This is a genomic window from Cumulibacter manganitolerans (assembly GCF_009602465.1).
Lineage (GTDB): Bacteria > Actinomycetota > Actinomycetes > Mycobacteriales > Antricoccaceae > Cumulibacter > Cumulibacter manganitolerans.
This window is the reverse complement of sequence record NZ_WBKP01000010.1, coordinates 1-13325: the sequence shown is the minus strand read 5'-3', so window position 1 is coordinate 13325 and position 13325 is coordinate 1. Positions and strand designations below refer to the sequence as shown.

At 71.1% G+C, this 13325-nt stretch carries 14 protein-coding genes; 8 read left to right on the top strand and 6 right to left on the bottom strand.

From position 1 onward, the window contains the following. Window position 1: 1 nt before the first annotated feature. The 3 genes from F8A92_RS05665 to acs all read right to left on the bottom strand — a co-directional run bounded on the left by F8A92_RS05665 (window position 2) and on the right by acs (window position 3949). A complete protein-coding gene (locus tag F8A92_RS05665) occupies window positions 2–463 on the bottom strand; it encodes a phage holin family protein (RefSeq protein ID WP_153504185.1) in 462 nt (153 codons plus the stop codon). A 91-nt stretch (window positions 464–554) separates the two neighbouring features. Next, entirely contained in the window at window positions 555–1796 is a 1242-nt protein-coding gene (nhaA, locus tag F8A92_RS05660) for a Na+/H+ antiporter NhaA (RefSeq protein WP_228389236.1), read from the bottom strand. A 185-nt stretch (window positions 1797–1981) separates the two neighbouring features. Next, the gene (acs, locus tag F8A92_RS05655) at window positions 1982–3949 is read right to left on the bottom strand and encodes an acetate--CoA ligase (protein WP_153504184.1); all 1968 of its coding nucleotides are present in this window, start codon (window positions 3947–3949) and stop codon (window positions 1982–1984) included. A gap of 151 nt (window positions 3950–4100) precedes the next feature. Here acs and F8A92_RS05650 point away from each other — a divergent pair, with 151 nt between their 5' ends. From F8A92_RS05650 to catC, 4 genes are all read left to right on the top strand, one after another. Further along, on the top strand, window positions 4101–4619 hold the full coding sequence (locus F8A92_RS05650) for a DoxX family protein (RefSeq protein WP_228389235.1): 519 nt from the start codon (window positions 4101–4103) through the stop codon (window positions 4617–4619). 105 nt (window positions 4620–4724) lie between these two features. Continuing rightward, window positions 4725–5825 carry a mandelate racemase/muconate lactonizing enzyme family protein gene (locus tag F8A92_RS05645; protein ID WP_153504182.1) on the top strand — a complete coding sequence of 367 codons (1101 nt, stop codon included), beginning with the start codon at window positions 4725–4727 and terminating at the stop codon, window positions 5823–5825. 35 nt (window positions 5826–5860) lie between these two features. Continuing rightward, window positions 5861–6712, top strand: a complete 852-nt coding sequence (gene catA / locus F8A92_RS05640; RefSeq protein WP_153504181.1) for a catechol 1,2-dioxygenase — start codon at window positions 5861–5863, stop codon at window positions 6710–6712. Further along, window positions 6712–7005: a muconolactone Delta-isomerase gene (gene catC / locus F8A92_RS05635; protein WP_153504180.1), complete on the top strand. Its 294-nt coding sequence runs from the start codon at window positions 6712–6714 to the stop codon at window positions 7003–7005. The genes catA and catC overlap by 1 nt, the downstream gene beginning before the upstream one ends. Here catC and F8A92_RS05630 read toward each other — a convergent pair. The 3 genes from F8A92_RS05630 to F8A92_RS05620 form a co-directional block, all read right to left on the bottom strand. Continuing rightward, window positions 6976–7878, bottom strand: coding sequence for a LysR family transcriptional regulator (locus F8A92_RS05630; RefSeq protein WP_153504179.1), 903 nt, complete (start codon window positions 7876–7878; stop codon window positions 6976–6978). The genes catC and F8A92_RS05630 overlap by 30 nt on opposite strands. Window positions 7879–7897: 19 nt before the next feature. Further along, the gene (locus F8A92_RS05625) at window positions 7898–8899 is read right to left on the bottom strand and encodes a metal ABC transporter substrate-binding protein (RefSeq protein WP_153504177.1); all 1002 of its coding nucleotides are present in this window, start codon (window positions 8897–8899) and stop codon (window positions 7898–7900) included. Between the two features lie 185 nt (window positions 8900–9084). After that, window positions 9085–9471: an FKBP-type peptidyl-prolyl cis-trans isomerase gene (locus F8A92_RS05620; protein ID WP_153504176.1), complete on the bottom strand. Its 387-nt coding sequence runs from the start codon at window positions 9469–9471 to the stop codon at window positions 9085–9087. An 89-nt stretch (window positions 9472–9560) separates the two neighbouring features. Between F8A92_RS05620 and F8A92_RS05615 the strand changes: the two genes are divergently transcribed. From F8A92_RS05615 to F8A92_RS05600, 4 genes are all read left to right on the top strand, one after another. After that, window positions 9561–10322 carry a Fic family protein gene (locus F8A92_RS05615; RefSeq protein WP_153504174.1) on the top strand — a complete coding sequence of 254 codons (762 nt, stop codon included), beginning with the start codon at window positions 9561–9563 and terminating at the stop codon, window positions 10320–10322. A 162-nt stretch (window positions 10323–10484) separates the two neighbouring features. Next, a complete protein-coding gene (locus F8A92_RS05610; RefSeq protein ID WP_153504172.1) occupies window positions 10485–11603 on the top strand; it encodes an NDMA-dependent alcohol dehydrogenase in 1119 nt (372 codons plus the stop codon). A gap of 113 nt (window positions 11604–11716) precedes the next feature. Beyond that, window positions 11717–12604 (top strand): AAA family ATPase, encoded by an 888-nt coding sequence (locus F8A92_RS05605; RefSeq protein WP_153504170.1) that lies wholly within the window; start codon window positions 11717–11719, stop codon window positions 12602–12604. A 107-nt stretch (window positions 12605–12711) separates the two neighbouring features. Continuing rightward, the coding region (locus tag F8A92_RS05600; protein WP_153504168.1) for a VWA domain-containing protein at window positions 12712–13325 on the top strand (614 nt) is incomplete at its 3' end.

Genomic DNA, 13325 nt, shown 5'->3' with positions numbered 1-13325 from the left:
GCTAGCGCCGCGGCAGGGAGTGCTTGCCCAGCGGCTCGTCAGGCGACTTGACGGCGTCCACCAGCTCCTTGTTGCGCTTCATGCTGTCGATCGTGCGCTCGGGGGCGCGGACCTTCTTGACCTTCTTCAGGCCGATCATCGCGAGCACGCCGGCGATGAGCATGAACAGCACGAACACGATCAGGTAGGCGAGCCAGCGCGGCAGCCCGATCGCGACGAGCCCCTCGGCGAGGACCACGAAGAAGAACGGGATCGACAGCGCGGCCACCGCGCCGGCGGCGGCGAGCAGGCCCGATCCGGTCACGCCCTTCTTCACCTCGGCCTTGACCTCGGTCTTCGCGAGCTCGAGCTCGGAGCGGATCAGGGTGGAGAAGTGGGTGGAGGCCTCCTTCACCAGGGTCCCGACGCTGGGATGGGCGACCTCGAGATCGTCGGCTGCGTGGCGTGGGCGTGGTGTCGACATCCGTCATCTCCTGCACATCAGTGGCCGAGTGTGCCGGCCGGCCATCGTTCGATCTGCTTGCGAGTCTAGGGAACTCGGTGCCCGCGTGTGGTCATTCTGGGTCCTCGCCGTCCCTGGCGGCATGGAAGCGGTCACGCGTCTTGACCAGGATCGCGCCCAGCACCGAGGCGATCAAGGAGGCGAGCAGGACGCCGGACTTGCCGATCGCGAGCGTCGCGTCGTCGTGCAGCGCGAGCTCGCTGATCAGCAGCGACACCGTGAAGCCGATACCGGCGAGCACGCCGATCGAGCCGACGTCCGCCCACCGCACGCCCTCGGGCAGCACGGCGAGCCGCGAGCGCACCGCGAACAGGGCGCCGAGGGTCACCCCGATCGGCTTGCCGAGGACGAGCCCGAGGAGGACGCCGACGCTCACCGGGTCGGTGAACAGGTGCCCGAGCGCGTGGCCGTCGACGGTGATCCCGGCGGCCGCCAGCGCGAACAGCGGGACGACCAGGCCGGCGGAGAACGGCTGCACGCGATGCTCGAGCCGGACGGCGGGCGAGTGCTCCTCCCCGCCGTCCCTCTTGACCCGCGTGAGCAGGCCGAGGGCGACGCCGGCGATGGTGGCGTGCAGCCCGGACGCGTGCACGAAGTACCAACAGCCGAGCCCGATCGGCACGTACAGCAGCACGCTCCAGGTGCCCTGCACGCGCAGCTGCTGCAGGACGGCGTACGCGACCAGCAGCCCGACGGCGACGGCCAGCGAGACGAGGTCGATGCCGCTGGTGAACACGATCGCGATGATCAGGATGGCGCCGAGGTCGTCGACGACCGCGACGCTGAGCAGGAAGATGCGGATGCCGCTGGGCAGGTGCGAGGCGACGATCGCGAGGACGGCGAGCGCGAAGGCGATGTCGGTCGCCAGCGGGATCGCCCACGCCTTGGCGGCCCCCTCGACGCCGTGCGTCTGCCAGAGACCGATCAGCCCGGGCACCAGCATGCCGCCGAGGGCGGCGAACACCGGCAGGACGGCGAGCTTGGGGTTGCGCAGCTGGCCGACGGCGAGCTCGCGCTTGAGCTCGAGGCCGACGACGAAGAAGAAGAGGGCCAGCAGCCCGTCGGCTATCCAGGCGTGCACCGTGAGGTCCAGGTGCAGCGCCGAGGGCCCGATCCGCGCGCCGAGGACCGAGTGGTACCAGTGCTCGGCGCCGGTGTTGGCCAGCACCAGCGCGAGGACGGTGGCGGCGAGCATCACGAGCCCGCCGACGGTCTCGGTGCGCAGGTACTGCACCGCTTCGCGCAGCGCCTCGCGGGTGAGGGTGACCTCGTTCTCCAGCGCCCGTTCCGCCACCCTGCTCGCCGGTCCGTGGCCGCGATCGGCCAAGGCCTCGGTCAGTGCGCGGCGGCGTGCGGCGACTCGCCGGGGGATGCGGCGGGACAGGGTGAATCAGCTCCCAGGGGGGTGCAGCGACGGTGGCGTCGGCGCCGAAGCGGACGTTCGCGGCGCCGACACCACCCTACGGGAGCGGCCGCCCGCTAGGCGTCGGCGGCGGGCTGGCCGCTGAGCTTGGCCTGGATCTGGTCCATCACCGTCGAGTCGGCGAGCGTCGTGACGTCACCGATCTCCCGGTTCTCGGCGACGTCCTTGAGCAGCCGCCGCATGATCTTGCCCGAACGGGTCTTCGGCAGCTCGGGGACGACCATGATCTGCCGCGGCTTGGCGATGGGTGAGATCTCCGAGGCGACGTGGTTGCGCAGCTCCTGCACGACCGCGTCGCCGGAGTCCTCGACGCCGCCGCGCAGGATCACGAAGGCGACGACCGCCTGGCCGGTCGTCTCGTCGCTCGCGCCGACGACGGCCGCCTCGGCGACCTTGGGGTGCGAGACGAGCGCCGACTCGATCTCCGTGGTCGACATGCGGTGCCCCGAGACGTTCATGACGTCGTCCACGCGGCCCAGGACCCAGATGTCGCCGTCCTCGTCCTTCTTCGCGCCGTCGCCGGCGAAGTACATCCCCTCGAAGCGCGACCAGTAGGTGTCGACGTACCGGTCGTCATCGCCCCAGATCGTCCGCAGCATGGAGGGCCAGGGCTTGGTGATGACCAGGTAGCCGCCCTGCCCGTCGGGCACCGGGACGCCGGAGCTGTCGACGACGTCGGCGAAGATGCCGGGGATGGGGCGCATGGCGGAGCCCGGCTTGGCCGCGGTGACGCCCGGCAGCGGCGAGATCATCACCGACCCGGTCTCGGTCTGCCACCAGGTGTCGACCACCGGCACCGAGTCGTGGCCGATCACCCGGCGGTACCAGACGTAGGCCTCGGGGTTGATCGGCTCGCCGACCGAGCCCATCAGGCGCAGGGTGCCGAGGTCGTACTTGGCGGGGATCTCCTCGCCCCACTTCATGAACATCCGGATCACGGTGGGCGCGCAGTAAAGGATGGACACCTTGTACTTGTCGATGATCTCCCACCAGCGGCCCTGGTGCGGGGTGTCGGGCGTGCCCTCGTACAGCACCGACGTGGTGCCGTTGGCCAGCGGCCCGTAGACGATGTACGAGTGGCCGGTCACCCAGCCGACGTCCGCCGCGGTCCAGTAGACGTCGGTGTCGGGCTTGATGTCGAACAGCGCCCAGTGCGTGTACGCGCAGCCGGTCAGGTACCCGGCGCTGGTGTGCAGGATGCCCTTCGGCTTGCCGGTCGTGCCCGAGGTGTACATGACGTACAGCGGGTGCTCGGCGTCGAACGCCTCCGGCGTGTGCTCGGGGCTCTGCCCGCCGACGAAGTCCTCCCACCACTTGTCGCGCCCGTCGGTCATCGGGGTGTCCTGGCCGGTGCGGCGGACGACGAGGACGGTGTGCACGTCGGGCGTCTTCTCCAGCGCCTTGTCGACCGTGTCCTTCAGCCCGGCGGGCTTGCCGCGCCGGTAGCCACCGTCGGCGGTGATCACCACCTTCGCGCCGCAGTCGAGGATGCGGGTGGCGAGGGAGTCGGCGGCGAAACCACCGAACACGACGGTGTGGACGGCGCCGATCCGGGCGCAGGACAGCATCGCGAAGACGGTCTCGGGGATCATCGGCATGTAGATCGCGACGGTGTCGCCGGCCCGCACCCCGAGCTCGGTGAGCGCGTTGGCGCCGCGGCTGATCTCGTCCTTCAGGTCGGCGTACGTGATCTCGCGGGTATCGCCCGGCTCGCCCTCGAAGTAGTAGGCGACCTTGTCGCCCTTGCCGGCCTCGACGTGCCGGTCGACGCAGTTGTAGGCCACGTTGAGCTTGCCGTCGGCGAACCACTTGGCGAACGGCGGGTTGCTCCAGTCGAGCGTCTGGGTCGGCTCGGTCTCCCAGGTCAGCCGGTCTGCCTGCTTGCGCCACCACGCCTCGAAGTCGGACGCGGCCTCGTCGTACGACTCGGCCGTCAGATTGGCCTGCGCCGCGAAGTCCGAGCTGGGCACGAAGGTGCGCGTCTCGTGCAGCAGGTTGTCGATCGTCGGTGACTCTTCGGACATGCGTGCCTCCAGATCAGCAGAACCGTTTCTGTCAATCTAGCGCTATCTGGCGCCGTGGACGGATCGGCGAGATGATCGAGACCGCGGGCGCCGACGATGCCGCCGTCAGCGGCAGGGCACCCGTGCACACCGAGGACCTGAGGAGCTCATCGTGGGAATCGCGCGACTGGTAGGACGCTTGACCATCGGAGGCTTTTTCGTCGGGCACGGGCTGCAGAAGCTCCGCGGCTGGTTCGGCGGTCCGGGGCTGGAGGGCACCGAGCAGATGATGGCCTCGCTCCGGCTGCACCCGACCCGGCAGAACGCGCTGGCCGCCGGCGTCACCGAGACCGCGGGCGGCGCGCTGGTCGCCGCGGGCCTGTTCACGCCGCTGGCGGCCGCCGGGCTCATCGGCGCGATGACCACCGCCGTCCGCACCGTGCATCTGCCGAACGGGCCGTGGAACGCCAACGGCGGGTACGAGTACAACCTGACGTTGATCACGGCGCTCGCGGCGCTGGTCGAGAGCGGACCGGGGAAGCTCTCGCTCGACCACGCCCTCGGCATCGAGCGGCGCGGGACCGGCTGGGCGCTCGGCGCGGTGGCGCTCGGGGTCGCCGCGTCCACGGCCACCACCCAGCTGTCCCGCCGGCTGGCGACCCAGCACGAGCTCGAGGGCGCGGGTATCTAGCTGCTCGTGACGCATTGAGACCCCGGAAGTCTTGATCGCACGCAATTAGGTATTGGACGTCGTCTCGACCGCGGTTTACGTTCGGTGCGACGGCAGGAGGACCGCGTGCAGATCCAGCGCATCGAGGCGATTCCGTTCGCCATTCCCTACGCCAAGACGCTGCGGTTCGCCAGCGGCGAGGTCGACACGGCGCGGCACGTGCTTGTCCGGGTGCACACCGACGACGGTCTCGTCGGCACCGCGGAGGCCCCGCCACGACCGTTCACCTACGGCGAGACGCAGGCCTCGATCATCGCCGTCATCAGCGGGCTCTTCGCCCCGGCGCTGAGCGGCACCAGCATCTTCGCGCGCGAGCAGGTTCGCGCGGCGCTGCACCGCACCGTCGGCAACCCGACCGCGAAGGCCGCCGTCGACATGGCGATCTGGGACCTCGTCGGACAGGCGACCGGCCGCTCGGTGACCGAGCTGCTCGGCGGGTGGACGGACGAGATGCGGGTGTGCCACATGCTCGGCTTCGACTCTCCCGAGGTGATGGTCGAGCAGGCCCGACGGATGCGCGAGCGGTACGGCATCACGACGTTCAAGGTCAAGGTGGGCCGGCACCCGATCGCGCTGGACGTCGACGTGTGCCGCGCGCTGCGCACCGAGCTCGGCGACGACATCGAGCTGTACGTCGACGGCAACCGCGGCTGGACGCCGTCGGAGTCCGCGGAGGCCATGCGGCAGATGGCCGACCTGGGGCTCACCCTCGCCGAGGAGCTCTGCCCGGCGGACGACGTGCTGGGCCGCCGCTGGCTGGTCCGGCAGAGCGCGATCCCGTTCGTGGCCGACGAGAGCGTGCCCACCCAGGCCGACGTCACCCGCGAGCTGCTCGGCGGCTCGGCGACCGCGATCAGCATCAAGACCGCGCGCACCGGCTTCAGCGACTCCCAGCGCATCCTCGGGCAGTGCGAGGGCCTGGGCGTCGAGACCGTGATGGGCAACCAGATCGACGGCCAGATCGGCACGGCCTGCACGGTCGCCTTCGGGGCGGCGTTCGCCGCCACCGCCCGCCGCGCAGGTGAGCTGTCGAACTTCCTGGACATGTCCGACGACCTGCTCGCCGAGCCGCTGCAGATCGTCGACGGGCGGCTCGCCGTCCGCCCCGGTCCCGGTCTGGGGCTGACGGTCGACGAGACCAAGCTCGCGCACTACCGCGAGGACTAGCACCCACTCACCGCACCACCACGAAAGGACCGGCAATGACCGATTTTCAGGAGGAGACGACCGCCCGCGCGGCCGACTCGGGCGCCGGGGCGACCGCGGCGTTCAAGGCCAAGCAGCAGGCCGGCGTCGCGGACACCGACCCCGAGCGGGTCAGCCTGCTCGCCACGGAGGTGCTCAGCGCCGTCCACGACACCATCCGCAAGCACCAGGTGACGTACGCCGAGTACGACGCGCTGAAGAACTGGCTGATCCAGGTCGGCGAGGACGGCGAGTGGCCGTTGTTCCTCGACGTCTGGGTCGAGCACGTCGTCGAGGAGGTCAACAGCGCCGATCGCAAGGGCTCCAAGGGCACCATCGAGGGCCCGTATTACGTGCCCGGCGCGCCGGAGTTCCAGGGCACCGCCCAGATGCCGATGCGCGACGGCGAGCCCGGGACGCCGCTGCGGTTCGAGGGCCAGGTGCGCGACCTGGACGGGAAGCCGATCCCGCACGCGAAGCTCGAGATGTGGCACGCCGACGCCCAGGGCTTCTACTCGCAGTACGCCCCGGGCATCCCGGAGTGGAACCTGCGCTCGGCGGTGGTCGCCGACGAGGAGGGCCGCTACGTCTTCAACACGGTGCGGCCTGCGCCGTACCAGATCCCGACGGACGGCGCGTGCGGCAAGCTCATCGCCGCCGCCGGCTGGCACGCCTGGCGCCCCGCGCACATCCACATGAAGGCCTCGGCGCCGGGCTACCGGCTGATCACCGCGCAGCTGTACTTCCCGGGCGACGAGCACAACGCCGACGATGTCGCCTCTGCCGTCAAGCCCGAGCTGATGCTCGACATCCAGAAGGACGGCGACGCCGAGAAGACCGTGTACGACTACGTCCTGGACCCTGCCTGATGCTGTACGCCGTGAAGATGGACGTGCACATCCCGCACGACGCCGACCCCGCGCAGATCGCCGAGACGATCGCGAAGGAGAAGGCGTACTCGCAGGACCTGCAGCGCGGTGGCGAGTGGCGCCACATCTGGCGGTGCGCCGGTCAGTACTCGAACATCAGCATCTTCGACGTCGCGGACAACGAGCGGCTGCACGAGATCCTGTGGAATCTGCCGCTGTTCAAGTACATGTCGGTCGAGGTGACGCCGCTGGCGACGCACCCCTCAGACATCGCGCTGCTCGGCGGGGAATAGTCCGCGGACGACGTCCAGCACCCGCGCCAGCAGCGGCGAGGCGTCGTCCTTGCGCCATGCCGCGGCGAGGCGGACCAGCGGCGGCGCCGGCGTCAGGGGCACGTACCGGACGCCGGGGATCGTCAGGTGCCGCACCGACTCCGGTAGCAGGGCGACGCCCGCGCCGGCCGCGACCAGCGACACGATCGTGGCGGTCTCGGCCGCCTCGATGGCGATGTCGGGGGAGAAGCCGGCGCGGGCGCACGCCTCGGTGACGGCGGCGTGCACGACCGAGCGCCGGCCGCCCGGGTAGCCGACGAACCGGCTCCCGGCGAGGTCGCGGAGGTCCAGTGATTCGGCGCTCGCCAGCGGGTGCGGGTCCGGCAGCGCGGCGATGAGCGGCTCGTCGGCCAGCGGAAGCACGGCGAGCTCGGGCGCGTCGACGGGGCCGCGCAGCACCCCGAGGTCGATGGTGCCGTGCAGCAGCGCGGCGGTCTGCGCGGGCGTGAGCATCTCGCCGGAGAGCACGATCTCGACGTCCGGCAGGGCGGTGCGGATCGCGCGGGCGACCTGCGGCATCACCTGGTAGGACGCCGACCCTACGAAGCCGATGCGGATGGAGCCGGCGCTGCCCTGCGCGATGCTGCGCGCCTCGGCGGCCGCGGCGTCCACCTCGGCCAGGATCGCCCGGGCCCGGTCGGCGAACGCGAGCCCCGCCGGCGTCGGCTCGACGTGGCGGGTGGTGCGCGCGAGCAGCTGCGCGCCGATCTCGTCCTCGAGGCGCTTGATCTGCTGCGACAGCGGCGGCTGCGCCATGTGCAGCCGCGCGGCGGCGCGCCCGAAGTGCCGCTCCTCGGCGACGGCGAGGAAGTACCGCAGATGCCGAAGCTCCACCGGTCTCCCCTCGCGATCGCTAGCTGCAGCCGAGCGCCTGGCGCAGTGCCTGCAGATTCTGCTCCATCGCGCTGAGGTAGTCACCGGAGGGCGGCCGTACCTCGAGGGTGTTGAGGACGGCCGTCTTCGCGCCGGTCTCGGCGGCGACCGTCTTGGCGTACTTGTCGCTGACCGCCTGCTCGTAGAAGATCGTCGTCACGCCGTTCGCCTGCACGAACTGCTGGACCTCGTCGAGCTTCTGCGGGGACGGCTCCTCCTCGGTCAGCCCGGCGATGCCGACCTGCTGCAGGCCGTACGCCTTGGCGAGGTAGCCGAACGCATTGTGCGTCGTGACGATGGCGGTGCGCTCGCAGTTGGCCAGCCCCGCGGTGAAGTCGGCGTCGAGATTCTCCAGCTTGGTCTGCAGCGCGGCGAGGTTCTGCTCGTACGTCGACGCCCCCGCCTCGTCGATCTGCACGAGGTGATCCTTCACGGCCGCGGCCAGCGCCAGCATCCGCTTGGGGTCGAGCCAGATGTGCGGGTCCAGCGTCTCCTGCTCGTGGTCGTGCCCCTCGTGGGACTCCGCGTCGCCGTGGCCGAGCTCCTCGTAGCCGCCCTCCAGAGGCGTCACGGTGCTGACGTCGAGGACGTGCGCGGGGTGCTCGTTGCGCACCGCATCGTCGAGGGCCGGCTGCAGCCCCTTCTCGTAGATCACCAGGGAGGCCGCGCCGACGGCGCCGATCTGCTTGGCGGTCAGCTCCATGTCGTGCGGCTCGGCGCCGGGCTGCGCGAGGTTCAGCACCGTCTGGCTGTCCCCGGCGATGCTGCCGGCCAGGTACTCCAGGGGGTAGAACCCGACGACGACGTCCCCGCTGCCCTCCGCGGTGCAGGCCGAGAGCGACAGCCCGCCGACCCCGATCGCCGTGATCGCGACGAGCCGGCGCAGGCCGCGCCGCCGCGCTCCGGTGCGCGAGGCGCGCCGGCGCGGCTCGGCGAGACGGGAGCAGGACGTGCGGCAGCCGGGGGAGCGCGTGAGGGGCATGCAGAAGAGCAAACGCCCGCGCGGAATTTATTGTCAAAGTCGCATGCGTGAATGCGACGTCGGCGTCCTCGCCGGGGAGGACCTCCGGAAATCGTCAGCCGTGCGGCCTGTCGTCCACCCCAGGTGGACAGCGGGCCGCACGGCCGACGTTATGGGGAGTGCTCCGGCGGTCGCGCCGGGACCGGCTAGCGGACGCCGACGAGGTCGACGACGAAGACCAGGGTCTCGTTGGGCGCGATCGCGCCGGGGGCGCCGTACTCGCCGTAGCCGAGGTGCGGCGGGATGGTGATCTTGCGCCGGCCGCCGACCTTCATCCCGACGATGCCCTGGTCCCAGCCCTGGATGACGCGCCCGGCGCCGAGCGGGAAGGACAGCGACTGGCCGCGGTCCCAGGAGGCGTCGAACTGCTTGCCGGTCGACCAGGACTTGCCCACGTAGTGGGTGTCGACCGTCATGCCCGCCTGCGCCTCGGCGCCGTCGCCCACGGTGATGTCCTCGATCTGCAGCTCCGCCGGCGGGGTGCTCTGCGGGATCTCGAACTCGGGCTTGCTGTTCGTGTGGTTGGTGTCCATCCGGCAACCCTATCCCCCGGGCGGACGGCGCCCGCCCGGGTCGGCGGGCCCGGCCGCTGCACGCTCCGGCGGTGGCTAGGCTGGAGCGCGTGCCGACTGCTCCCGCGACCGATCCGCTGCTGCCCCTCGTCGACCTTCCCGGCGTCGCCGAGGCGTGTGCCCGGGCTCGCGAGGACGTCGACCGGCTGCTGAAGCATCGGGTGCTGCGCAAGCAGTCCGCCGACGTCAGCGGGGAGTCGCTGATCCGCGGCGCGCGCGCGTCCGCCGAGCTCGAGGACCACGGCTACCAGCTCGAGGCGGTGCGGGCGGGGACGATCGACGACCCGGTCGTCACCGGCTGCCTGCGCGTCGCCGGCGGCCTCGGCCGGATCACCGAGACCTGGGAGAAGGCACCGCTGCAGGCGATCGCCGCGCTGCACCTGCAGGCGGCCCGAGGGTCGCTGCACAACGACGACCTCGGCCGGCCGGTCGGCGGCCCGGAGGTCTCCCGCAGGCTGCAGCAACTCGCCGACACCGTCCGCGCCCCGCGCTCCCGCGACCTGCCGGGCGTCGTCGTCGCCGCCGTCGTGCACGGCGAGCTCCTCGCGCTCAGGCCGTTCGCCGCGCTCAACGGCGTGGTCGCGCGCGGCGCTGCGCGGGTGGCGCTGATCTCCACCGGCGTCGACCCGAAGGCGCTCGCCGTCCCCGAGGTCGGGCACGTCGCCGAGCGCCGCGAGTACGAGCAGGCGCTGGCCGCCTACCGGGGCGGGACGCCGGAGGGCGTCGCCCGCTGGATCGTGCACTGCGCGGGCGCGCTGTCGGCCGGCGCGGTCGAGGGCCTGGCGATCTGCGAGGCGGTCCTGCGCGGCTGACCTTCCGCTCGGTGGCCACCGGGCTTCGTTCTGCGACCTTCGGCCCTCGACAACTCCGGCGTACCGCGATAGACAGGTGATCGCGGTCACGTCGCTCGTTCGCCCCTCGACGAGTCACCGATCGGCCGCGTCCCGGAGACCGACCACGAGGAGTCCGCTGTGATGAAGACCAAGGCCGCCGTCGTCTACGAGACCGGAAAGCCGATCGTCGTCGAGGAGCTGGAGCTCGACGACGACCTGCGCGAGGGCGAGGTGCTGATCCGGTACACCCACGCAGGGCTGTGCCACTCCGACCTGCACATCAAGAACGGCGACATGGAGGCCCAGCTGCCCATGGTGCTCGGCCACGAGGGGGCCGGCGTGATCGAGAAGATCGGGCCGGGCGTCACCCGCGTGAAGGCCGGCGACCAGGTGGTCTGCTCGTTCATCCCGAACTGCGGCACCTGCCGCTACTGCGCCAACGGGCAGCAGTCCATCTGCGACATGGGTGCCGACATCCTCATCGGCGGGCTGCCGGGCGATCACTGGCCGATGAAGAACTCCAAGGGCGACAAGGTCGGCGCGATGTGCATGATCGGCACGTTCAGCCAGTACGGCGTCATCCACCAGGCCTCGTGCGTCAAGGTGGACGACGACGTGCCGCTGGACAAGGCGGTCCTGGTCGGCTGCGGTGTGCCGACCGGCTTCGGCTCCGCGGTGAACACGGCGAACGTGCGCCCCGGCGAGACCGTCGTCGTGTACGGCATCGGCGGCATCGGCATCAACGCCGTGCAGGGCGCGCGGTACGCCGGCGCGAAGAACCTCATCGCCGTCGACCCGCTGGAGAACAAGCGCGAGAAGGCGATGGAGCTCGGCGCGACCCACGCGTTCGCCACCGCCGAGGAGGCGATGGCGAAGGTCACCGAGCTGACCCGCGGGCAGATGGCCGACAAGCTGATCATCACCACGGGCCTGGTGGAGGAGCCGCAGATCACCGCCGGCTTCCACACGATCGGCAAGGGCGGCACCGTCGTGCTGACCGGCCTGAACCGGCTCGACCTGGACAACATCAAGCTGCCCGGGTCGCTGATGACGCTGTTCCGCAAGACGGTCAAGGGGTCGTTGTTCGGCGACTGCAACCCGACCACCGACATTCCCAAGATCATCGGGCTGTACCAGTCCGGCGACATCAAGCTCGACGAGCTGATCACCCGCACGTACACCCTCGACGAGGTCAACCAGGGGTACGACGACCTGGAAGAGGGCAAGAACGTCCGTGGCGTGATGGTCCACGAGCACTAGGCATCGCACGAGCACTGGGCATAATGGCGGCAGACCCCGACGTCCTCGACTCGAGGGCGCCGGAGGTCTGTCGCCGTGTGCGCGACCGAGGAAAGCTGAGTGAGCAGAAGAGAATGAGTATTTCGTACGCCGATCTCGGCGATGAGGTCATAGGACGCGAACGCGAGGTCGAGCTGCTGCTCGCCGCGCTCGAGGCCGGCGCCCACGTCGTGCTGGAGGGCCCGCCCGGGACCGGGAAGACGACGCTGCTGCGGGCGGTCGCCGCGCGCCAGCACGTGCCGTTCATCTTCGTCGAGGGCAACGCGGAGCTGACCCCGGGCCGGCTCGTGGGGCACTTCGACCCCGCGCAGGTGCTGGCCCAGGGCTACACCCCGGAGATCTTCGTCGACGGTCCGCTGCTCGAGGCGATGCGCAGCGGCGGTCTGCTGTACATCGAGGAGCTGAACCGGGTGCCGGAGGAGACGCTCAACGTGCTGCTCACGTCGATGTCGGAGGGGGAGGTGCACGTGCCGCGGCTCGGCTCGGTGCGGGCCGCCGACGGCTTCTCGTTCGTCGCGGCGATGAACCCGTACGACTCGGTCGGCACCGCGCGGATCTCCGGCGCGATCTACGACCGCACCTGCCGGATCGCCATGGGCTACCAGTCGCCGGAGGCCGAGAACCAGATCGGCGTGCTGCGCGCCCCCGAGGTCCCCGACGACTGGCGCGCGAAGGTCATCGAGCTGGTGCGCTCGACGCGCGACCACTCCGACGTGCGGGTCGGCTCGTCGGTGCGCGGCGTGATCGACCTGGTGAAGGTGGCCAGCGCGCTGGCCCAGGCGCGGGGCATCCCGGTCACCGACTGGCATCTCGGGCTGGACGCCGCCACGGTCGCGCTGTCCGGCCGCGTGCGGCTGCACGAGTCCTCCTCGCGCACCCCCGAGGAGGTCGTGCGCGAGCTCTACGAAGCGGTGTTCGGCCGCGAGCCGAAGGACGAGGACGACGACTCGGGGGAAGCGTAGACCCGGCTGACCAGGGTTCCGAGGCGGCGCAGCCGCCGCCCCCGGGACGAGGCCAGTCGGGTCCGAAGCAGCGCACCAAGGGCCGGCAGGAGCTGTCGGCGAACCCGATGTTCTCGGACGTCTCGCCCGAGGTCGGCGAGCTGGACGAGGCCGCGGTCGACGAGGCCATGGAGTCCAACCCGGACGACATGATGGCGTTGCTCGGCGAGCTGGTGCAGGCCACCGACGAGGAGCTGCGACGCAAGGCCAAGGAGCTCGCTGCGCGGTTGGTGCTCGACCGGGCGAGGGTCGGGCAGCCCGGCGGTCGCGGGACGGCGCGGATGCGCCGGATCCCCGCCGACCGCGGCGGTGACATCGACCTCGACGCGTCGATGGACGCGATCGTGGAGGCCCGCTCGGGCGCTCGGATGCCGTCTCTGGAAGAGATCTGGGCGCGCGACTGGGCGCGCACCGACCTGGCCATCTGCGTCGTCCTCGACACGTCCGGTTCGATGACCGGCGACCGGCTGACGGCCTCCGCGCTGACCGCGGCTGCCTGCGCCTGGCGGGCGCCGGCCGAGCTGGCGGTGCTGCAGTTCGCCAAGGAGGTCAAGGTGCTGCGCCAGATCGAGGGCGGGAAGCTCACCGGGCCGCTGGTCGGCGAGGTGCTCGCGCTGCGCGGGCACGGCGTCACCGGGCTCGCCGGGGCGCTGCGGGCCGCCGCGGACGAGCTCGGCCGGGC